The organism is Microbacterium sp. cx-59, assembly GCF_020805625.1.
In the GTDB taxonomy this organism is placed as follows: Bacteria; Actinomycetota; Actinomycetes; order Actinomycetales; family Microbacteriaceae; genus Microbacterium.
Genome location: NZ_JAJHGO010000009.1, coordinates 476,243 through 496,461, shown reverse-complemented (window position 1 = coordinate 496,461; position 20,219 = coordinate 476,243). Strand labels below are relative to the sequence as shown.

The following is a 20,219-nucleotide window of genomic DNA, read 5'->3' as shown; positions in this document are numbered from 1 at the left end:
CGTGCGCACGTCCGACGGCAGACGCGCGACCGACGACAGGCGCGAGTGCGCGCGCGTGCGCGCGACCGACGGCAGACGCGACAGCGACGGCGAGCGCAAGCGCGAGAGCGGCAACCCGCGCGAGAGCCACGGCGGACGCGAGCCGGGCAAACGCAGCGTGAGCGCCAGGCGCGGCCCGCACCACGTGTCGCTCCGCGAGCGGGATCGCGCGCTGCAGGAGCTCATGGACGACCCGGACTGCGACCCGCACCGCCTCGCCGCGACCTGGCAGCGCTTCGACGCGGTCAACCGGCTCATCTCGGGCTGGGACACGATCTATCGCCGCGCTGTCCGCCCGGTCCTCGCGCGCACGGGCGGCTCGGCGCGGGTGCTCGACCTCGGATGCGGCGGCGGCGATGTTCTCGCTCGGCTCGCGCGGCTCGCGCGCGCCGACGGGCTCACGGCGGAGTGGCTCGGTGTCGACCCGGATGCGCGCGCCCTCCCGATCGCCCGGCGGCGCGAGGCGCCGGGGGTGACGTTCCGCACCACCGACTCCGCGACCCTTCGCGCGGAAGGCGAACGGTTCGACCTCGTGCTCTCCAACCACGTGCTGCACCATCTGACGGATGCGGAACTGCACGCTTTCGCCGACGACTCCCTCGCCCTCTCGCGTCAGATCGTGGTGCACGCCGACATCGAACGCAGCCGCACGGCGTACGCGTTGTACGCGGCCGGGATCACGCCCCTCGCGCCCGGCACGTTCCTTCTCACCGATGGGCTGCGTTCCATCCGTCGCAGCTACCGCGAAGCGGAGTTGGCGGCCGCGCTGCCGCCGTCCGAGGGCTGGGTCATCCGGCGTCCTGTGCCGTTCCGGCTCGTGGCCGTGGGGCGCGGTCGTGGCTGACGTCGTCGTCGTGGGAGCCGGCCCCGTGGGGTTGCTGCTCGCGAGCGAACTGCACCGCCGGGGCATCGGTACGCGGCTGCTCGAACGGCGCCCGTCGGCGGGCGGCGGATCCCGCGCGATCGGCGTGCACTCCCCCGTGCTGGCCGCGCTCGAACCGTCCGGCGTCACCGAGCGACTCCTCGCGTCGGCGCTCCGGGTCCACCGCGGCGAGGCGCGGTCGGGCGCGCAGCTTCTGGGAACCGTGCACTTCGACCGGCTCCGCGCACGGTTCCCGTTCGTCGCCACGCTGCCGCAGTCGGCGACCGAAGCAGCCCTCGCACACGGCGGACCGCCGGTTCAGCGCGGCGCCGAGGTCACCCGCATCCGCCGCGTCGGTGACCGGATGCGGATCAGCCTCCGAGGCGGCGACGATCTCGACGCCGGCATCGTCGTGGTGGCGACCGGTGCGGGCGGGCGGGCGGTCGCGTACCGGCCGGGCGCCGTGCGCGTGCACTCCTACGCCGACCGCTATCTGATGAGCGACACAGATGTGGGCTACGACGACCCGACCGCGATCGTGCGGCTCGGGCGCCGCGGAGTGCTCGAGTCGTTTCCGCTCCCCGGTGAGCGTCGCCGCTACGTCGCGTGGGACGACGACCCGGACGACGACCGGCCAGACGCGCGGCTGGAGCGGTTCCGCAGGGCGCTCGCGGCGCACGGGGAGGGCGCGGCGGCGGAGCGGGTGGCGGCCGCATCCGGATTCCGCGTGCGTCGTGTCGTCGTGCCCCGGATGCGGCGCGGCACCCTGTTCGTCATCGGCGACGGAGCGCACGAGGTGAGCCCGATCGGGGGTCAGGGCATGAACCTCGGCCTGCTCGATGCCGCCGGTCTTGCGCCTCTGCTGGCGGAGTGGGTGCGGCGCGGTGAAGAACCCGCCGCCGCTCTTGCGCGCTGGGAGCGCCGCCGGCTGACGTCCGCCCGCACGGCGGCAGCGCTCGCGTCGGCCAACACCGCGCTCGGGCGCCCCCTCGGCCCCCGTGGCGATGCCCTCCGTCGCCGCGCGCTGCGCGCTGTGCTCTCCGGCCCGTCCGGAATGCTCTTCGCCCACGCCTACGCGATGGGCCTCGACCGCGACGCGTAGTCCGCGCCCTCGCTCCCCCGCGCGAGCCTCGCGCCGCCGCTCTTCCCGCGAGACTGCCGTTTCGGCACGAGACGTCGGTCCGCGACCAACGTCTCGCCGCGCAACTGCAGTTTCGCGATCAGCGCGCCCCGAGGGACGGCGGGCGGGGTCAGGCGGCGAGGGCGCCACCGGTCGCGACTTGTGGTGCGGGGAGCTGCCGCGCCCCCCCACCCCCGTGGGTCTCGGCGCGCGGGCGGGGGGCGCCGCGGCCCCCCACGACCGCGGACAGCACCGCGACGACCGACACCGCCACGAAGAACACCCACGAGAGCCCGGACACGTCGCCGACGCGCCCGCCCACCGGGCCGAGCAGCACGGCGAGCGCCCCGGCGATGACGCCCGCGGCCGCGGCCACCGCAGACGCCGGGCCGCCGATGCGATGCGGCAGACCGCGGATGCCGGTAGCCCGGTCATCGTCGAGATCCGGCAGCACGTTCGACAGATGCACGGCCGCCCCGAGCGCGGCGCCGGCGACGAACGCCCACGGCGCGGCGAAGCGGGGTTCGGCGGCCGACAGGGTCGCGAGCGACGGGAACAGGCCGAAGGTCACGAGGAACGGCACGACCGAGAACGCCGTGGCCTTCAGCGGTGCGTTGTACGCCCACCCGGAGATCACGGCGACGGCGTGTGCCACCAGCATCCCGACCCCGAGCGGCGCCGACAGCACGAGAGCGACGATCGCGCAGCCGACCGCCGCGATCCAGGCGGTGCGGATGCGGACGTCCCCGCGCGCGAGAGGCTTGTCGGTGCGCCCCACGGCGCGGTCGCGGGCGGCGTCGATCGCGTCGTTCGAGATGCCGATCGAGAGCTGGCCGGCGAAGACCGCGGCCGCGAGCAGCAGCATCCGCCACAGCTCGAGACCGGCGGCCACCCCGAGTGCGAGCGCCAGCGCCGTGACGACGCACGTCGGGCCGGGATGCGAGGACTGCCACAGTCCGCGGATGACGACGGCGGGCGAGGACATGCTCCGACGTTACGGGGTGCGCGGACCCGCCGGCGCCCCTTGCGCGCCCACGGGGCACCGCTCGCACCCGGCACCCCGCGACGCACGCTCACACCCGGCGAACGCAACCGCCCGCCGCTCCGCTAGTCGTCGAGCAGTTCGGCTACGACGACCTCGTCGTCCTCGTCGTCGGGCCGCCCGGCGCTCGTCAGCACGAGCTGCGAGCCGTCGGCCGCGACGTCGACGCGCACGGTGTCGCCGTCGTGAGCCCCGCCCGACAGGATCGCCATCGCGAGGCGGTCCTGGATTTCGGACTGGATGAGGCGCCGCAGCGGCCGCGCTCCGTACACCGGGTCGTACCCGCGCTCGGCGAGCCAGGCCCGCGCATCGGGGGTGACCGCCAGGGTGAGTCGGCGATCCTTGAGCCGACGCTGGAGCGCGTAGACCGACAGCTCGACGATCTGCGCGAGGTCGTCTTCGGTCAGCGCCTGGAAGATCACGGTGTCATCGAGCCGGTTCACGAACTCGGGCCGGAACGCCTGCCGCACGAGCGCCTGCACCTGATCCCGCTTCTGCAGGGCCGAGAGGGTCGGGTCGATGAGGATCGGGGAGCCGAGGTTCGACGTCAGGATCAGGATGACGTTGGTGAAGTCGACCGTCCGACCCTGGCCGTCGGTCAGGCGACCGTCGTCCATGACCTGCAGCAGCACGTCGAATACTTCCGGATGCGCCTTCTCGACCTCGTCCATGAGCACCACGGAGTACGGACGACGGCGGACGGCCTCGGTGAGCTGACCGCCCTGTTCGTAGCCGACGTACCCCGGAGGGGCACCGACGAGACGTGCGACGGAGTGCTTCTCGCCGTACTCGGACATGTCTATGCGCACGAGCGCGTGCTCGTCGTCGAAGAGGAACTCGGCGAGCGCCTTCGCGAGCTCGGTCTTTCCGACGCCGGTTGGACCGAGGAACAGGAACGAACCCGTCGGACGATTCGGGTCGCTGATGCCGGCGCGGGAGCGGCGCACGGCGTCGGCGACCGCTTTCACGGCCTGCTTCTGGCCGATGAGCCGCTTGCCCAGCTCGGACTCGAGGTGCACGAGCTTCTCGGTCTCACCCTGCAGCAGCCGGCCGACCGGGATGCCCGTCCACGCGGCGATGACAGAGGCGATGTCTTCGTCCGTCACCTGGTCGTTCACCATCCGCTCGCCCGAGGACTCGGCCTGCTCGGCGGCGACGACCTCGCGTTCGAGCGCGGGGATCTCGGCGTACAGCAGCCGCGACGCCTTCTCGAGGTTGCCCTCGCGCTGTGCGCGTTCGGCCTCGACGCGGGCCGCATCCAGACGGGTCTTCAGGTCACCGACACGGTTCAGCGAGGCACGCTCGCGTTCCCAGCGCTCCTGGAGCTCGCCGAGGCGCGCCTGCTCGGAGACGAGGTCTTCGCGCAGCTTCGCGAGACGCTCCTTCGACGCGTCGTCCTTCTCCTTCTTCAGCGCCAGCTCTTCGAGCTTCAGCCGGTCGACGTGGCGGCGCAGTTCGTCGATCTCGAGCGGGGCCGAGTCGATCTCCATGCGCAGCCGAGACGCCGCCTCGTCGATCAGGTCGATCGCCTTGTCGGGCAGCTGCCGCGACGGAATGTAGCGGTTCGACAGGGATGCGGCCGCCACCAGGGCGCCGTCGGCGATGGCGACCTTGTGATGCGCCTCGTAGCGCTCCTTCAGGCCGCGGAGGATCGCGATCGTGTCTTCGACCGACGGCTCGCCGACGTACACCTGCTGGAAGCGGCGTTCGAGCGCCGCATCCTTCTCGATGAACTCGCGGTACTCGTCGAGCGTGGTCGCCCCGATGAGGCGCAGTTCGCCGCGCGCGAGCATCGGCTTCAGCATGTTGGATGCGGCCACCGAACCCTCGCCGCCGCCCGCACCCATGAGCACGTGCAGTTCGTCGATGAAGGTGATGACGCGACCTTCGGATTCGGTGATCTCCTTGAGGACGCTCTTCAGGCGCTCCTCGAACTGGCCGCGGTACATCGCGCCTGCGACGAGCGCGGAGATGTCGAGCGAGATCAGTTCTTTGTTCTTCAGCGACTCCGCGACGTCGCCCGCGACGATGCGCTGGGCGAGTCCTTCGACGACGGCGGTCTTTCCGACGCCGGGCTCACCGATCAGGACGGGGTTGTTCTTCGTACGTCGGGTGAGCACCTGGCTGACGCGACGGATCTCGCTGTCGCGTCCGATGACGGGGTCGAGCTTGCCCATGCGGGCGCGCTCGGTGAGGTTGATCCCGAACTGTTCGAGGGGGCTCTTCGCTTCCTCCTGCCCGGGCTGTGGCGTGGCGTTCATCTGTTCTCCTGAAATCTGTGCGACTCAAACTTGAGTCGATGTAGCTCAAGTTTATCGCATCGCCCGCACGAACGCGAGGGCAGAAGCCGCATCCGACGTCGGACTCGTGAGAGGCGTCAGGCGACGGATGCGGTCATCACCTCGTCGTCGCGATGCTCGCTCGGAGCCTCGTCCCGGTGGTTCGTGTCGTCGACGCAGGCGAACCGCGCACGGTAGGCCGTGGGGGTGATCGCGAGCGTGCGGGCAAAGTTCTGCCGCATCACCGCGGCAGAGCCGAAGCCGCACTCGTAGGCGATCCGGTCGAGTCCGAGGTCGGTCTGCTCGAGCATGCGCTGCGCGTGCAGCACCCGCTGGCGCCCGAGCCACGCGGCGGGCGTCGCGCCGAGGTCCGCCTTGAACCGGCGCGCGAACGTCCGCGGAGACATGTGCGCCTTCGCCGCGAGCTGTTCGACCGTCAGATCGAAGCGCAGATTCTCCAGCATCCACTCGGTGACCGGCGCGAGCGACAGCGACAGGGTCGCGGGAATCGGCCGATCGACGAACTGGGCTTGCCCGCCGTCCCGCTGCGGCGCCACGACCATGCGCCGGGCGATGGTATTGGTGACCTCCGCACCGAGCTCCTGCCGGAGCAGGTGGAGGCACGCGTCGAGGCCCGCGGCGGTGCCGGCACTCGTGATGATCTTGCCGTCCTGCACGTAGAGCACGTCGGGATCGATCTCGATCTTCGGGTACATCTGCGCCATCCGCGCCGCGTACTTCCAGTGCGTCGTCGCGCGGCGGCCGTTCAGGATGCCGGATTCGCCCAGCACGAAGGACCCGCTGCAGACGCTCAGCACCCATGCGTTGCGCGCCACGGCACGCTGCAGCACGCCGGCGATCCGCTCGTCGAGCGTGCCCCACGTCGCCCGGGGCACCGGAGTGACGACCACGAGATCGGCCTCGTCGGCGAAGGTCAGGTCGTTCTCGACGTTGATCGAGAACCGCATATTCGATTCGATCGCCCCGGGCGTGATCGCGCAGACGCGGAAGTCGAACATCTCGATGCCGTCATCGGTGCGGTCGAGGCCGAACGCCTCGCAGGCGAGACCGAACTCGAAGGGCGAGAAGCCAGGCTGGACGATGACGGCAACGGTCTTCACGTCTACTCCGATCGAAGAGGGGCGGATGCGGACGCGCTTTGGCAGAAAGAACGCGACCGCTGTCCATCCTGCCACTCGTGGCGAGATTCCACCATCCGTAGGTTTACTGCCATGTCCACTTTCCTCCTCACCGTCGTCCTCCTCGTCTCCGTCACCGCTGTCGCCGCGACCGTCGTGGCCGTCGCGCGAGACGGGTACCGCCCCGTCCGCACCGACCGGTCGCGTCTTCCCGCCCGCGCCGTCGAAGGACGCCGCACCGCCGCTCAGATCGACGCGGATGAGGAATCTGCCGTCCGCGCGAACACACCGACGGGCACTCCGCTCCCGGCCGCGGGACACTCACTCCCGGCCGAAGCCGCGCCGCGCAGCGCCCCGACGGAGGCGCCGAGCGTCGAGCCCGCGCTCACCAACACCCCGACCGAGGCCGTGGCGCACGCGGCGGTCAGGCGCGGCGGGCGAGCTCGCGGACCGCGTCGAGCAGCGTCTGCGCCGAAGTCGCCCAGGTGAACCGGGCGATGTGCGCGGCGCCCGCATCGATCACCCGGCGCCGCTCGGCGTCGTCGTCGAGCGCTCGCACCGCATCCGCCACCGCGGCGGGATCCTGCGGATCGACGTAACGGGCGCCGGGCCCGGCCACCTCGTGGAAGATGTCGAGGTCGCTCGCCACGACCGGCACACCGAGAGCGAGCGCCTCGGCGAGCGGCAGACCGTAGCCCTCGTCGAGGCTCGTGCTCGCGAGCACCGCGTGGTCGGCGAGAAGCGCGGCGTAATCCGCATCCGACACCCCGTTGTGGAACACGACCTGGGCGCCGGCCGGCGTGAGACCCGCCAGCTCGCGACGCCGCTCCGGGGTGATGCGACTGAGCAGATGCAGCGTGCGCCCAGGAAGCAGGCCCATCGCGCGCACGAGCGTCTCGACGTTCTTGTAGCCCATGAACGACCCCATGTAGACGATGTTCCAGGGGGCGCCGCCGGGCTCTTCGGCATCGGCGGGCAGCAGGTCCGCGAGGCGCTGCGGGGCGTTCGGCACGACCACGACCGGGCGCTTCGTGAGCCGGACCGCCGCGAACTGCCGCTTGCTGGTCTCACTCACCGTCGCCACGATGTCGGCCGCGTTCAGCGTGACGCGCTGCGGAACGTAGCTCAGGTGGAAGAGTCGCCATCCGACCCGCACCGCGGCCGGGAGGTTTCGGGGCGGTGTGCGGTGGCGGTAGTAGATCGTGTCGTGCAGCGTCAGGATGAGGCGGAATCGTCGCCCCATCGTGCCGATGGTCTGCATCGGCGAGAACACGACATCGGGCGCGAACCGGTTCAGCAGGCGCGCGGTGAAGGGCTCCCGCCACGACGTGGGGCGGTGAATGCCGAGGGTCGTCGCACCGCTCGGCAGCAGGTCGATCTGCCCCGGCTCCGACACGAGGAAGGTCACCTCGACGCCCGCCGCCGACGCCGCATCCTGGACCGCCTCGGCGAGCTCCGCCGAGTAGCGGCTGATGCCGTCGTGGAAATCCGTGCGGATGTAGCGCGCGTCGAAGAACAGCCGCACCGGCGCCGCTGCGGTCACGGTGCGACCGGCTCGCCCCGGTAGAGCTTCTCGAACGTGTCGAGTGTGCGGTCGATGTCGTGGATCTCGACGCCCGCCAGCGAACCCTGCTGCAGTGCGCTGTACTCCTCCGGCGAGGCGGTGAGAACGCGGGTGAGCTTCGCGGCGAGGTCGTCGGCGTCCTGCGGACGGAACAGCCACCCGTTCTCGCCGTCGTGCACGAGGTGGGGCAGCGCGAGCGCGTCGGCCGCGACCACCGGCAGCCCCGACGCCATCGCCTCCATGGTCGCGATCGACTGCAGCTCCGCGATCGACGGCATCGCGAACACGGACGCCCGCGAGTACAGGCTGCGCAGGTCTTCTTCCTCGACACGACCGTGGAACGTGACCCGGTCGGTGAGGCCGAGCTGCTGGGTGAGCGCGTCGAGCGACTTCCGCTGGTCGCCGCCGCCCACGATGTCGACCGTGACCTGGAGCGCGGGGTCGAGCTTGGCGACCGCGTGCAACAGGGTGTCGATGTGCTTCTCGGTGGTCAGGCGACCGACGAAGAGGATGCGGTTCACGTCGCGCTGACCCAGCGACGGCGTGTATCCCGAGGCGTCGATGCCGCAGCTGATCGGAATGACGCCGTCGATGTCGATCGTGGTCTCGAGGAACTCGGCCGCACGACGGGTCGGCGTCGTCACGGCGCGCGCGATGTGGAACGTGCGCGAGGCGTCGTCCCAGGCGAGCTTCAGCATCAGCTTGTCGAGCACCGGCGGCAGCGTGGTGAAGTCGAGGATGTTCTCGGCCATCACGTGGTTGGTGGCCACGACCGGGATGCCGCGCTTCTTCGCCTCGCGAGCCAGACCGCGCCCGATGACGATGTGCGACTGGATGTGGACGACGTCGGGCAGGACGCTGTCGAGCACCTTGCGGGCGTAGTGCTTGGACCGCCAGGGCCACACGAACCGCAGCCAGTCGTGCGGGGGCCAGCGGACGGCCGGGATGCGGTGCACCGTGACCGGCACGCCCTCGATGAGCTCGGTGGCCGGGGGGAAGCGCCGGTACTTCTGCGCGGGCGCGACGACGTGGACGTCGTGGCCGCGCGCGGCGAGGCCGGCGGCCAGGCGCTCGGCGAAGCGAGCCGCACCGTTCACGTCGGGAGCGAACGTGTCGCAGCCGATCACGATGGTCAGCGGGCGGAAGCTCGCGTCCGAAACGGGAAGGTCGGGGGTCGAGGGGGTAGTCACGGGGTGGTGGCTGCCAATCTCCGAGTAGCGTGCGGGGGTCTGCACATGCCCTTCCAATGTACCCGAGGGCCTCCGGCCCGCCCGGCTGCCACCCCGCGGGGCGGCAGCACAGCATCCGCCCCTACCCTGGAGCCATGCTGAGACTGCAGGCCGACGCATCCGCCGATCGCTGGGAACCCGTGACCGAATCGCTGGGCTTTCGCGGGCGCCGTCACCGCAAGACGGCGATCCGGATGCTGCTGACTCAGGCGAGCGGCGCGATGAGCGGCCAGGTGGGTGCCGGCGCAGCGGGGGCCGGCACGGCGGGCTCCGGCGCGGCTCGCGGCGGGGGCGGTGTGGCCGCGTGGCTGATGAGCCAGGCGACACCGTTTCTTATGCGCCGGGCGGCCGGTCGGGTGCGGGCGTGGATGTGGAAGGCCGACCCCGAGCTCGTCGTCGTGCTCGCGCAGGTGCAGGAGCTCACGCCGCAGCTGCGCACGGCGCGCGCGATGATGCCGATCGAGTACGACGACACCGAGACCTTCCGGAACCCCCATCTCGGGGCGGGTGAGCGGCTGCTGATGGACCTGCCGCCGAACCCGCAGACGCCTCCGTTCGTCAGCTACACCTGGGACACCGGCACGCACCTCGTCACGCTCAGCGCGGTCTCGGGAGACCGGGAGCGATTCGGCACCGTGCTCGGCGAGGTGGACGCGCTCGCGCGGACGCTCCGGATCGTCGACGACCTGCCCCTCGGCGAGGGCGCGCAGGTGCTGCGCATCGATCCCGCCTGAGCGCGGGGCGCGTCAGTCGCGGGGTGCAGCCGCGGGGGGCGTCAGTCGCGGTGTGCGGTCGCGCGCCGTCAGGCGGGGTGTGCGCTGTGGTCCTCGACGTCGGGCTCGGCGCGGAGGGCGTCGGCGATCTCCTCCTCGGGCCGCGGCGGAATGGTCTCGTCCTCCTCGAGCTCGGGGATGGTCGGCTCCCCTTCTTCGGGGATGTGCGGCGCGGCGGGATGCGGGGCGGAGTCGGACACGGCTGTTCCTTCGATCGGCGACACGGCACAGCGTAGCCGCGCCCGGTCGCGCGCGTCCGAACCGCGCGGGGCGCGTTACGGTCGAGCATGCTCTTCCGACGAATGCGGGCGCCGCGGTGCGCGGCTACGACCGCACAACGGGTCGACGTGTGAGCGCCGACGGCTGTCGGACGCGCCGCGTCGAGATCACCCTGCACCGGCCGTGGTTCGCGCTCTGGGCGGGGATCCGCCCGACCCTCGTCGTTGGGGGCCGCGGACAGCCGGCGCAGTGGGGCCGCGGCACATGGCAGTTCCCGTCGGATCAGACGGTGGTGATCGGGGTGTACGTCTTCAACCGGATGTGGCGCTTCGGCCAGGCCGAGGTCGCTCTCGCTCCGGCGGATCCGCCGGAGCTCGTCTATCGTGCGCCGGCGCTGCCGTTCGTGGCCGGGCGCATCGGCCCGCCGCGTTCGCGCTGACCGTCCGTCGCAGGGACCGCGTCAGGATGCGGCGCGCGCGGCGCGCTTCTCCTGCTGGTAGACCCGGATGGCCTCGTACCGTTCCGCCGATCGGGCCTGCCTTTTCGCCGCCTCTTGGTCACGGTTCTTCGGAGCCACGGGCGAGACGAGTCCGTCGATCAGGTCCCGGGTCGCGCGCGTGATCTGGTCGACGGCCGCGTCGAAGGTCGCCTGATTCGCCTGCGACGGCTTGTTCATTCCGGCCACCTTGCGAACGAACTGGAGTGCCGCGTCACGACATTCCTGGTCGGTGGCGGGAGGTTCGAAGTTGTGAAGGGGCACGATGTTCCGGCACATGCCCGTCAGAGTAGGGCGTTGCCGCCCAGTTTCCCAGGGGTCCGCCGAAGAACCCCCGGCCTGAGCGGGCCGGTTCCTGCCGGAGGAGCGAGCCGGTACACCCGACCCGAGCACCCCGGCACGAATCCCTTTCAGCCCGAGGTCGACGCGTCGGTCGTGTTCACCGCGGGGCCGCCGGGCGCCGCCGAGCCTCCCGGCGCGACCGGCGCACCGGGAGCGACCGGCCCGCCGGGCAGCACGCCTCCCCCGGCCTGTTCCCGCGGCGTCGTATCGGCCGCCGTGCCGGGCTGCGCGGCATCCGCCTCGCTCCCATCGGCGACGGCCTGCTCGAACTGCGAGCGGTACAGACGCCAGTAGGCACCCTCGGCGGCAATGAGTTCTTCGTGCGTGCCCTTCTCGACGATGTCGCCGTGCTCCATCACGAGGATGAGGTCGGCGTCGCGGATGGTCGAAAGCCGATGCGCGATGACGAACGATGTGCGCCCCTCGCGGAGCGCGGCCATCGCGTGCTGCAACAGCAGTTCGGTGCGGGTGTCGACCGACGACGTCGCCTCGTCGAGGATCAGCACGCTGGGTTGTGCGACGAACGCGCGCGCGATCGTGATGAGCTGCTTCTCGCCCGCGGAGACGTTCGAGGCATCTTCGTCGAGCACCGTGTCGTAGCCGTCGGGCAGGGAGCGCACGAACCGATCGACCCGTGTCGCGACCGCGGCATCGGCGATCTCCTCGTCGGTCGCCGACGCACGGCCGTACCGGATGTTCTCGCGGATGGTGCCGGCGAACAGCCACGGGTCCTGCAGCACCATGCCGGTGCGGGAGCGGACGTCGTCGCGGGAGAACTCGGCGATGTCTTGCCCGTCGAGCAGAATGCTGCCGCCGTCGAGTTCGTAGAACCGCATGATGAGGTTCACGAGCGTCGTCTTGCCGGCGCCCGTCGGCCCGACGATCGCGACCGTCTGCCCGGGTTCCACGCGGAACGACAGGTCGGTGATGAGGGGATGATCGGGCGCGTAGGCGAAGCGCACGTGATCGAACTCGATGACGCCGGCCCCGCCGCGGGGGCGCGGGGCGTCATCCGCATCCGGCTCCTGCTCTTCGGCGTCGAGCAGCTCGAAGACCCGCTCGGCGGAGGCCGTGCCCGACTGGATCACCGCGGCCATGCCGCCGAGCTCCGACAGCGGCTGCGTGAACTGCTGCGAGTACTGGATGAACGCCTGCACGTCACCGAGGCGCAGCTGACCGCCGGCGACCATGAGGCCGCCGAGGACGGCGATGCCGACGTACGTCAGGTTTCCGATGAACATCATGCCCGGCATGATGATGCCCGACAGGAACTGGGCTCGGAAGCTCGCCTGGAAGAGCTCTTCGTTCTCGGCCTCGAACTTCGCGCGGGAGTCGGCTTCGCGGCCGTAGACCTTCATCAGCGCGTGGCCGGAGAACGATTCCTCGACCCGCGCGTTCAGCCGCCCGACCTTGCGCCACTGCGTACCGAACGCCTTCTGCGAGCGCGGCCCGATGACGCCGAAGATCACGGCCATGAGCGGGAGGGAGATGAGTGCGACGATCGCGAGCTGCCAGGAGATCGAGAACATCATCACGAGCACGCCGACGACCGTCAGCACAGAGGTGACCACGGTCGAGAGCGACTGCTGCATCGTCTGGGTGATGTTGTCGATGTCGTTCGTCACCCGCGAGATGAGTTCACCGCGCTGCACCCGGTCGAAGTACGACAGCGGAAGGCGGTTGATCTTCGCCTCGACCGACTCGCGCAGCCGCCACATGGTGCGCACCATGATGATGTTGATGACGTAGCCCTGGATCCAGGTGAGGAAGGCCGACGCGATGTAGATCGCGAGTGCCGCCATCGTCACCATCCGGAGGCGATCGAAGTCGACGCCGGTGCCGACGGAGAAGTTCGGCATCGCCGAGACCATGTTGGCGAGGTCGTTCTGACCGGCCGACTGCAGGGCGGCGACGACGTCGGCCTGCGGAGTGCCCACGGGGAACTGCCCGCCGAGGGAGGCCGAGACCACGCCCTCGAAGATGATGTTCGTCGCATCGCCCAGCACGCGCGGGGCGATGACGGCCAGCACGACGCCGAGCGCCCCGAGTACCGAGACGAAGACGAACGCGATGGCGTGCGGCCGCAGGAGCCCGATCAGACGGCCGAAGGATGCACCGAAGTTCGCGGCCTTTCCGGGGGCGACCGAGTCCCAGTCGCCCGATGCCTGCCGCGCCTGTTCGGCGAGTTCGAGCTCGAGACGCTCCTCTTCGGTGATCGTGTCGGGGGCGCTCATGCTTCGACTCCCAGCTGCGAGTCGACGATCTCGCGGTACGTCTCGCTCGTCGCGAGGAGCTCGTCGTGGGTGCCGAGCCCGACGGTGCGGCCGCCGTCGAGCACCAGGATGCGGTCGGCTCCGGTGACCGTCGAGATGCGCTGAGCGACCACGACCTTCGTCACGTCGGGAAGCGCCTGCCAGAGCGCCTGACGCAGATTGGCGTCGGTGCGCAGATCGAGCGCCGAGAAGGAGTCGTCGAAGACCAGAACCCGGGGGCGGTGGACGATGGCCCGCGCGATGGCCAGGCGTTGCCGCTGGCCGCCCGAGACGTTCGTGCCGCCCTGCGCGATGCGCGCGTCGAGACCGCCCTCCATCTCTTCGACGAAGTCACGTCCTTGCGCGATCTCGAGCGCTTCCCACAGCTCGTCGTCGGTCGCCTCCTCGCGCCCGAAGCGCAGGTTGGAGGCGATCGTGCCGGTGAACAGGAACGGTCGCTGCGGCACGAGACCGATGCCGCTCCACAGCGCATCGAGGTCGGCCTCGCGAACGTCGACCCCGCCGACCTGCACGGAGCCGCCGGTGACGTCGAACAGGCGCGGGATGAGCGAGACGAGCGTGGTCTTGCCCGAACCGGTCGAGCCGACGATGGCGAGCGTTTCGCCGGGCGCGACGCGGAAGTCGATGCCGTGCAGGACCGGGGATTCGGCCCCGGGGTAGGTGAATTCGACGCCGTCGAAGACGAGCTCGCCCGGTGCCGGGAAGTCGCTCACCGGGTGCTCGGGGCGCACGAGGGTCGATTCGGAGGCGAGCACTTCGCCGATGCGTTCGGCGGAGACCGCGGCGCGCGGGATCATGATCGTCATGAAGCTGGCCATCAGCACCCCCATGAGGATCTGACCGACGTACTGCATGAACGCGAAGAGGGTACCGATCTCGACCTGACCCGCGTCGACCTGGATGCCGCCGAACCAGATCACGCCGACCACGGTGACGTTGAGCACGAGCATGGCGAGCGGGAAGAGCAGCACGAACAGCGACCCGACCTTGCGGCCGACCACCATGATCTCGGTGTTCGCCCCGCGGAAGCGTTCTTCTTCGATGTCTTCACGGACGAACGCGCGCACGACACGCACACCGGTGAGCTGTTCGCGCATGATGCGGTTCACCGCATCGAGCTTCTTCTGGAACTGCCGGAACAGCGGCACCATCCGGCTGATGACGAGGCCCGCGATGAGCAGCAGCGCGGGGACGGCGACACCGATCAGCCAGCTGAGGCCGACGTCTTGCTGGAGCGCCATGACGATGCCGCCGATCGCGAGAAGCGGCGCGGTGACGAGCATCGTCGCGCCCATCATCGCCAGCATCTGCACCTGCTGCACGTCGTTCGTGTTGCGGGTGATGAGCGAACCCGGCCCGAACTGCGACACCTCGCGCTCGGAGAACCCGCTGACCTTCTCGAAGACGTCGCGGCGGATGTCGCGGCCGGCCGACATGGCGGCCCGCGCGGCGAAGTACGTCGCGATGATGGATGCCGTGATCTGGCCGAGCGAGATCACGAGCATGATCGTGCCCTGCGACCAGATGAAGGCGGTATCGCCCTGGGCGACGCCGCGGTCGATGATGTCGGCGTTCAGGCGCGGCAGATAGAGCGAGGCCATCGCCGACGCGAACTGGAAGACCAGCACCGCGAGCAGCAGCCAGCGGTAGGTCGAGAGGTAGCGGATGAGCAGCTTGCCGAGCACGTCGACTCCGGGTTCGTCAGGCAGGAGATTCCTGCGCAGGGCCAGATTAGGCCCACCCTCCGACATCCGCATCCACCCCCGGGAGGAGACGGCGTCAGGTCAGTCGACCGGCGGGTCGGGGCGGTCGCCGCGCAGCTCCGCCTCGAGCCGCTGGATGTCTCCGCGCGTCGCCGGTCGCTGCTCGATGTGCGTACGCGTTGCGCGTTCCATCACCCACGACGAGAACGTCGCGACGATGAGCCCCACCAGAACCACACCGCCGAACATCAGGCCGACCGCGATGATCCGACCGGGCACCGTCACCGGCACGAAGTCGCCGTAGCCGACCGTCGTCACCGTGCAGAAGGCCCACCAGACGGCGTCGCCGAAGGAACGGATGGTGCCGCCCGGCGCCGCCCGCTCGAAACCGAGGACCGTGACCGAGGCCGTCCAGATCAGCAGCAGTGCAGCACCGAAGCCGTAGACGAGCAACCGGCTGCGGAGCGAACCGGCGGCCGTCCGGGTGAACGCGGGGATCCGGGTCAGCGCACCCAGCAGTCGAACCGGTCGAAGCACGGGCAGCGCCGCAACAGCGAGGTCGAACAGATGCGCGCGGAACCAGCGCCCGCGGGGGCGCGACATCGCGAGGCGCGCGAGGTAGTCGGCGATGAACAGCGCCCATGTCACGCCCACGATCGTTCCGGTCACGGCGGCGAGACCGTCGGTGACCTGAGCGAGCACGTGCACGGTCTGCGCGACGATGAAGGCGAGCGCGGCGGCCGTGAGGGGCCAGAAGGTGGCCTTCTCCCAGCGGCGGGTCGCGGCGGTCTCCCCGCGCGGATCGCCGCCACGCCGGTGTGATTCTTCGGACTCGTCGCCGTGCCCGCGGTGCGGGCGGTCTGGCGCGTGCTGCTCGCTCATGGCAGCACTCTAGGGAGCCGGCGTCAGTCTCCGCTCGGCGGCAGCTCGCGCCGCGGGCGCCACACGACCACGTCGGTCGCCCGGCGCACGCGCGTGCCCGAGCGGATCGTGACGACCGAGCCGGTGGCCCCGGCGGCGAACACGCGCGCACCGGGGCGCTTGGCGAGCTCTTCCCGCATCCGGGACTCGAGTCCGACCACGCGCTGGTGGAGTTCGCGCACCTGGTTCTCGAGCTCGATGATCCGCGCGATCGCGGGCAGGCTCATGCCGTCGGCGGAGAGCCGGGAGACTTCGCGCAGCTGCTCGACGTGCCGCACCGAATAGCGGCGCGAGCCGCCCTTCGTGCGGTTGGGTACGACGAGTCCGAGGCGGTCGTACTGGCGGAGGGTCTGCGGATGCATGCCGGCCAGGTCGGCGGCCGTCGCGATGGCGAAGACAGGAGTCTCGGCGTCGATCTCATCATCCATGTGCATCACCTCCTGCGCTCGGTCAGTTGCGGGCGCGACTCATCATGTCGGCCCGGGGGTTCTCTTTGGGCTCGAGTTCCTGGAACCGCTCGAGCGCCGCGCGGGCGGCGTCGTCGAGGTGGGTGGGCACGACGACCTGGACCTCGGCGAGCAGGTCGCCGGTGCCCTTCGGCGTCTGGATGCCACGGCCCTTGACGCGAAGGACGCGTCCGGACGGCGTGCCGGGAGCAACCCGCAGCTTCACGGTCTCACCGCCGAGCGCCGGAACCTCGATCGTCGCGCCGAGCACGGCCTCGGTGAACGTGATGGGCACGGTCAGCCGGAGGTTCAGCCCATCGCGGACGAACACCGGATGCGGACGCACCGAGATCTGCACGACGATGTCGCCGTTCTCACCGCCGTCGGGTGAAGGCCGCCCGCGTCCGCGCAGACGGATCTTCTGCCCGTCCGCGACGCCCGCGGGGATCTTCACCTTGAAGGGCTTGCCGTCCTCGCCCTGGAGCGAGATCGTCTCGCCGCCCGCGGCGGTCACGAAATCGAGGGTGGTACGCGCCGTGACGTCGGCGCCCCGGGTGGGGCCGCCCGCCCCGCGGTAACCGCCGGTGGTCTGCCCGAAGCGCCCGGAGCCGAAGCCGCCGGAGCCCTGGTTGAACATCGTGAAGAAGTCGTCGAAGCCCTCGGGTGCGTCGAAGCGGGTACCGCTTCGGGCACCGCCCTGACCGAACCGCGAGAACACGTCCTCGAACCCGCCGGCGCCCTGGCCGCCCGCCGTGAAGCGGGCACCGGAGCCCATCGCGCGGATCTGGTCGTACTCCTCGCGCTGTTCCTTGTCGCTCAGCACGGCGTACGCCTCGCTGACCTCTTTGAACTTGGCCTCGGCCGTCGCATCGCCCTGATTGGAGTCGGGGTGATACTTGCGGGCGAGTTTGCGGTAGGTCTTCTTCAGATCGGCGTCGGCGACGTCCTTCGAGACGCCGAGCGTCGCGTAGAAGTCCTTATCGAACCAATCCTGACTTGCCACACGCGCCTCCTAGTCCGCCGGAACGGCAACGACGACCTTCGCGGGACGAAGTTCGATCGATCCGAGGCGGTAACCGACCTCGACGACGTCGAGGACGGTCGTCTCGGTCGCACCGGGGGTCGGCTGCTGGAAGATCGCCTCGTGCTGCTGCGGGTCGAACACGTCGCCCACCGCACCGTAGGTCGACAGACCCACGCGCTCCGCGATGCTCCGCATCTTCTCCGCGATCGCCGCGAACGGGGTGCCATCGACCAGGTCGCCGTGCTTGGCCGCGCGGTCGAGGTCATCAAGCACGGGCAGCAGGTTCTTCGCGACCGAGCCCTTGGCGCGCTCGATCTCGACTTCGCGCTGGTCTTCCGTGCGACGCCGGTAGTTCGCGTACTCGGCCTGCAGACGCTTGAGGTCGCCCAGCAGGGCGGACTCGTGGTCGTTCAGCGCCGCGTCCTCCGCCGCCGCATCCACGTTCTGTTCGGCTCCGAGGATGTCGTCGATCGTGAGCTCCGGTTCCGACGGGGTGGGGGCGGAGGCCTGAGCCTCCGCACCCTCCTCGTTCGGCCGAACCTCGTCGTCGCCGCGACCCGCGTCGGAGCCGGCGTTGTCGAAGTTCTTGTCGGTCATGTCGACTCTCTTACTTCTTGTCGTCTTCGTCGTCGACGACCTCGGCGTCGATGACATCCTCGTCGGCGGATGCCGATCCGGTGTCACCGGCGGGAGCGTCGCCGTCTGCCGCGGGAGACGGCTCGGACTGCGAGGAGGCGTAGATGGCCTCGCCGAGCTTGCCCTGGCTCTGGTTGAGCTTGTCGAAGGCCGTCTTCACGGCGTCATCGTCTTCGCCCGCGAGCGCGGTCTTCAGCGCGTCGACATCGGCCTGCACGTCGGTCTTGACGTCTTCGGGCAGCTTGTCGGCGTTGTCTGCGATGAGCTTCTCGATCGAGTACGAGAGCGTCTCGGCCTGGTTGCGCACCTCGGCCGACTCGCGACGCTTCTTGTCTTCGGCCGCGTGCTCTTCGGCCTCGCGCACCATCCGCTCGATGTCTTCCTTCGGCAGCGAAGAGCCGCCGGTGATGGTCATCGACTGCTCCTTGCCGGTGCCCTTGTCCTTGGCGGACACGTGCACGATGCCGTTGGCGTCGAGGTCGAAGGTGACCTCGACCTGCGGGATGCCCCGAGGAGCCGGCGCGATGCCGGTCAGCTCGAAGGTACCGAGCGGCTTGTTGTCGCGGGTGAACTCGCGCTCGCCCTGGAAGACCTGGATGGCGACCGACGGCTGGTTGTCGTCGGCGGTCGTGAAGGTCTCGCTGCGCTTGGTCGGGATGGCGGTGTTGCGCTCGATGAGCTTCGTCATGATGCCGCCCTTGGTCTCGATTCCGAGGCTCAGGGGGGTCACGTCGATGAGGAGGACGTCCTTGCGCTCGCCCTTGAGGACACCGGCCTGGAGGGCAGCGCCGACGGCGACGACCTCATCCGGGTTCACGCCCTTGTTGGGCTCCTTGCCGGTGAGCTTCTTCACGAGCTCGGCGACCTGGGGCATACGGGTCGATCCACCGACGAGCACGACGTGGTCGATGTCGTCGACCTTGATGCCGGCCTCGCGGATGACGTCTTCGAAGGGCTTCTTCGTGCGGTCGAGGAGGTCCTTGGTGAGGTCCTCGAACTTCGCGCGGGTGAGCGTCTCGGAGAGCGACACCGGGCCCGAGTCGGTCAGCGACAGGTACGGCAGGTTGATGCTCGTGGACGTGGAGCTGGAGAGCTCCTTCTTCGCCTGCTCCGCAGCCTCCTTGAGGCGCTGGAGGGCGATCTTGTCACCCGAGACGTCGACGCCGGTGGTGTCCTTGAACTGCTTGATCAGGTAGTCGACGACCCGCTGGTCCCAGTCGTCGCCACCGAGACGGTTGTCTCCGGCGGTCGAACGCACCTGGATGGTCGAGAAGTCGTCGTCCTTGCCCACCTCGAGCAGCGACACGTCGAACGTTCCGCCACCGAGGTCGAAGACGAGGATGAGCTCGTCTTCCTTGCCGCGGTCGAGGCCGTAGGCGAGAGCGGCGGCGGTCGGCTCGTTGATGATGCGCAGCACGTTGAGGCCCGCGATCTCACCGGCCTCCTTGGTGGCCTGACGCTCGGCGTCGTTGAAGTACGCGGGAACCGTGATGACCGCGTCGGTCACCTTGTCGCCCAGGTACTCCTCGGCGTCGCGCTTCAGCTTCTGCAGGATGCGGGCCGAGATCTCCTGGGGCGTGTAGCCCTTGCCGTCGATCGCCTGGGTCTTCCAGTCGGTGCCCATGTGGCGCTTGACGGAGGTAAGGGTGCGGTCGACGTTCGTGACGGCCTGGCGCTTCGCGGTCTCACCGACGAGCACCTCGCCATCCTTCGTGAACGCGACGACCGAGGGGGTGGTGCGGAAACCTTCGGCGTTGGCGATGACCTTCGGCTCGCCACCCTCGAGGACGCTGACCACGGAGTTGGTCGTACCGAGGTCGATTCCTACTGCACGGGGCATGTGCTTCTCCTTCGTATGGATCGGAAATGTCTGGGGGCGACTCAAAGGTGAGCCGCGATGACTCAAGCGTAACTCGGGCTCCCGCATCCGTCAAATGAACTTGACATGAACCCACTCAACTTTCAGCACGCGGCTCCTGTGGCGGGCTTCCGACCGCGAGACTGCAGTTTCGGCACGAGACGTTGGTCGGGAGCCGACGTCTCGCCGCGCCGTTGCCGTCTCGTGGGCAGGGCGCGGGGGCGAGCGGGGCAGGCGAGCGGATGCGGGCGGCG

19 protein-coding genes are annotated in these 20,219 nt (G+C 70.0%); 5 read left to right on the top strand and 14 right to left on the bottom strand.

What is annotated here, in order from left to right:
• Position 1: 1 nt before the first annotated feature.
• Positions 2-883, top strand: a complete 882-nt coding sequence (locus tag LMI96_RS14510) for a methyltransferase domain-containing protein (protein WP_308015777.1) — start codon at positions 2-4, stop codon at positions 881-883.
• Positions 876-2,003: an NAD(P)/FAD-dependent oxidoreductase gene (locus LMI96_RS14505; protein WP_223723242.1), complete on the top strand. Its 1,128-nt coding sequence runs from the start codon at positions 876-878 to the stop codon at positions 2,001-2,003. Before LMI96_RS14510 ends, LMI96_RS14505 begins: the two co-directional genes overlap by 8 nt.
• A 148-nt stretch (positions 2,004-2,151) precedes the next feature.
• Here the strand turns inward: LMI96_RS14505 and LMI96_RS14500 are convergent, their stop codons facing one another.
• From LMI96_RS14500 to LMI96_RS14490, 3 genes are all read right to left on the bottom strand, one after another.
• Positions 2,152-3,006, bottom strand: a complete 855-nt coding sequence (locus LMI96_RS14500) for a UbiA family prenyltransferase (RefSeq protein ID WP_228361981.1) — start codon at positions 3,004-3,006, stop codon at positions 2,152-2,154.
• 122 nt (positions 3,007-3,128) lie between these two features.
• Positions 3,129-5,324 carry an ATP-dependent Clp protease ATP-binding subunit gene (locus tag LMI96_RS14495; RefSeq protein WP_223723244.1) on the bottom strand — a complete coding sequence of 732 codons (2,196 nt, stop codon included), beginning with the start codon at positions 5,322-5,324 and terminating at the stop codon, positions 3,129-3,131.
• Positions 5,325-5,440: 116 nt separating this feature from the next.
• Entirely contained in the window at positions 5,441-6,463 is a 1,023-nt protein-coding gene (locus LMI96_RS14490; protein ID WP_223723245.1) for a GlxA family transcriptional regulator, read from the bottom strand.
• 111 nt (positions 6,464-6,574) lie between these two features.
• Here LMI96_RS14490 and LMI96_RS14485 point away from each other — a divergent pair, with 111 nt between their 5' ends.
• On the top strand, positions 6,575-6,970 hold the full coding sequence (locus LMI96_RS14485) for a hypothetical protein (RefSeq protein WP_228361980.1): 396 nt from the start codon (positions 6,575-6,577) through the stop codon (positions 6,968-6,970).
• Here the strand turns inward: LMI96_RS14485 and LMI96_RS14480 are convergent.
• A complete protein-coding gene (locus tag LMI96_RS14480) occupies positions 6,906-8,006 on the bottom strand; it encodes a glycosyltransferase family 1 protein (RefSeq protein ID WP_228362035.1) in 1,101 nt (366 codons plus the stop codon). The two genes, LMI96_RS14485 and LMI96_RS14480, sit on opposite strands and share 65 nt — an antisense overlap.
• Before the next feature lie 14 nt (positions 8,007-8,020).
• Positions 8,021-9,235: a glycosyltransferase gene (locus LMI96_RS14475; protein WP_223723247.1), complete on the bottom strand. Its 1,215-nt coding sequence runs from the start codon at positions 9,233-9,235 to the stop codon at positions 8,021-8,023.
• 134 nt (positions 9,236-9,369) lie between these two features.
• On the opposite strand from LMI96_RS14475, the gene LMI96_RS14470 reads away from it, so the two are divergent.
• The gene (locus LMI96_RS14470; RefSeq protein WP_228361979.1) at positions 9,370-10,008 is read left to right on the top strand and encodes a hypothetical protein; all 639 of its coding nucleotides are present in this window, start codon (positions 9,370-9,372) and stop codon (positions 10,006-10,008) included.
• A 68-nt stretch (positions 10,009-10,076) separates the two neighbouring features.
• Here the strand turns inward: LMI96_RS14470 and LMI96_RS14465 are convergent, their stop codons facing one another.
• Positions 10,077-10,247: a hypothetical protein gene (locus LMI96_RS14465; RefSeq protein ID WP_228361978.1), complete on the bottom strand. Its 171-nt coding sequence runs from the start codon at positions 10,245-10,247 to the stop codon at positions 10,077-10,079.
• A 149-nt stretch (positions 10,248-10,396) separates the two neighbouring features.
• Here LMI96_RS14465 and LMI96_RS14460 point away from each other — a divergent pair, with 149 nt between their 5' ends.
• A complete protein-coding gene (locus LMI96_RS14460; RefSeq protein ID WP_228361977.1) occupies positions 10,397-10,705 on the top strand; it encodes a hypothetical protein in 309 nt (102 codons plus the stop codon).
• A gap of 21 nt (positions 10,706-10,726) precedes the next feature.
• Here LMI96_RS14460 and LMI96_RS14455 read toward each other — a convergent pair whose 3' ends face one another.
• The 8 genes from LMI96_RS14455 to dnaK form a co-directional block, all read right to left on the bottom strand.
• Positions 10,727-11,041, bottom strand: coding sequence for a DUF2277 domain-containing protein (locus LMI96_RS14455; RefSeq protein ID WP_223723251.1), 315 nt, complete (start codon positions 11,039-11,041; stop codon positions 10,727-10,729).
• A gap of 131 nt (positions 11,042-11,172) precedes the next feature.
• Entirely contained in the window at positions 11,173-13,338 is a 2,166-nt protein-coding gene (locus LMI96_RS14450; RefSeq protein WP_223723252.1) for an ABC transporter ATP-binding protein, read from the bottom strand.
• Positions 13,335-15,062, bottom strand: a complete 1,728-nt coding sequence (locus LMI96_RS14445) for an ABC transporter ATP-binding protein (RefSeq protein ID WP_223723325.1) — start codon at positions 15,060-15,062, stop codon at positions 13,335-13,337. Before LMI96_RS14445 ends, LMI96_RS14450 begins: the two co-directional genes overlap by 4 nt.
• Before the next feature lie 99 nt (positions 15,063-15,161).
• Positions 15,162-15,962 carry a potassium channel family protein gene (locus LMI96_RS14440; RefSeq protein WP_223723253.1) on the bottom strand — a complete coding sequence of 267 codons (801 nt, stop codon included), beginning with the start codon at positions 15,960-15,962 and terminating at the stop codon, positions 15,162-15,164.
• A gap of 23 nt (positions 15,963-15,985) precedes the next feature.
• Positions 15,986-16,435, bottom strand: a complete 450-nt coding sequence (locus LMI96_RS14435; RefSeq protein ID WP_269216550.1) for a heat shock protein transcriptional repressor HspR — start codon at positions 16,433-16,435, stop codon at positions 15,986-15,988.
• A 16-nt stretch (positions 16,436-16,451) separates the two neighbouring features.
• Positions 16,452-17,450: a DnaJ C-terminal domain-containing protein gene (locus LMI96_RS14430; RefSeq protein ID WP_223723255.1), complete on the bottom strand. Its 999-nt coding sequence runs from the start codon at positions 17,448-17,450 to the stop codon at positions 16,452-16,454.
• A gap of 9 nt (positions 17,451-17,459) precedes the next feature.
• The gene (locus LMI96_RS14425) at positions 17,460-18,068 is read right to left on the bottom strand and encodes a nucleotide exchange factor GrpE (protein WP_223723256.1); all 609 of its coding nucleotides are present in this window, start codon (positions 18,066-18,068) and stop codon (positions 17,460-17,462) included.
• Between the two features lie 10 nt (positions 18,069-18,078).
• Positions 18,079-19,947 carry a molecular chaperone DnaK gene (gene dnaK, locus LMI96_RS14420; protein ID WP_223723257.1) on the bottom strand — a complete coding sequence of 623 codons (1,869 nt, stop codon included), beginning with the start codon at positions 19,945-19,947 and terminating at the stop codon, positions 18,079-18,081.
• Positions 19,948-20,219: the final 272 nt, after the last annotated feature.

Bases quoted from the DNA above. Each gene is read 5' to 3' on its own strand.
- LMI96_RS14500 (WP_228361981.1), bottom strand. From the start codon at position 3,006: ATGTCCTCGCCCGCCGTCGTCATCCGCGGACTGTGGCAGTCCTCGCAT.
- LMI96_RS14495 (WP_223723244.1), bottom strand. From the start codon at position 5,324: ATGAACGCCACGCCACAGCCCGGGCAGGAGGAAGCGAAGAGCCCCCTC.
- LMI96_RS14485 (WP_228361980.1), top strand. From the start codon at position 6,575: ATGTCCACTTTCCTCCTCACCGTCGTCCTCCTCGTCTCCGTCACCGCT.
- LMI96_RS14470 (WP_228361979.1), top strand. From the start codon at position 9,370: ATGCTGAGACTGCAGGCCGACGCATCCGCCGATCGCTGGGAACCCGTG.
- LMI96_RS14455 (WP_223723251.1), bottom strand. From the start codon at position 11,041: ATGTGCCGGAACATCGTGCCCCTTCACAACTTCGAACCTCCCGCCACC.
- LMI96_RS14450 (WP_223723252.1), bottom strand. From the start codon at position 13,338: ATGAGCGCCCCCGACACGATCACCGAAGAGGAGCGTCTCGAGCTCGAA.
- LMI96_RS14440 (WP_223723253.1), bottom strand. From the start codon at position 15,962: ATGAGCGAGCAGCACGCGCCAGACCGCCCGCACCGCGGGCACGGCGAC.
- LMI96_RS14435 (WP_269216550.1), bottom strand. From the start codon at position 16,435: ATGCACATGGATGATGAGATCGACGCCGAGACTCCTGTCTTCGCCATC.
- LMI96_RS14425 (WP_223723256.1), bottom strand. From the start codon at position 18,068: ATGACCGACAAGAACTTCGACAACGCCGGCTCCGACGCGGGTCGCGGC.
- dnaK (WP_223723257.1), bottom strand. From the start codon at position 19,947: ATGCCCCGTGCAGTAGGAATCGACCTCGGTACGACCAACTCCGTGGTC.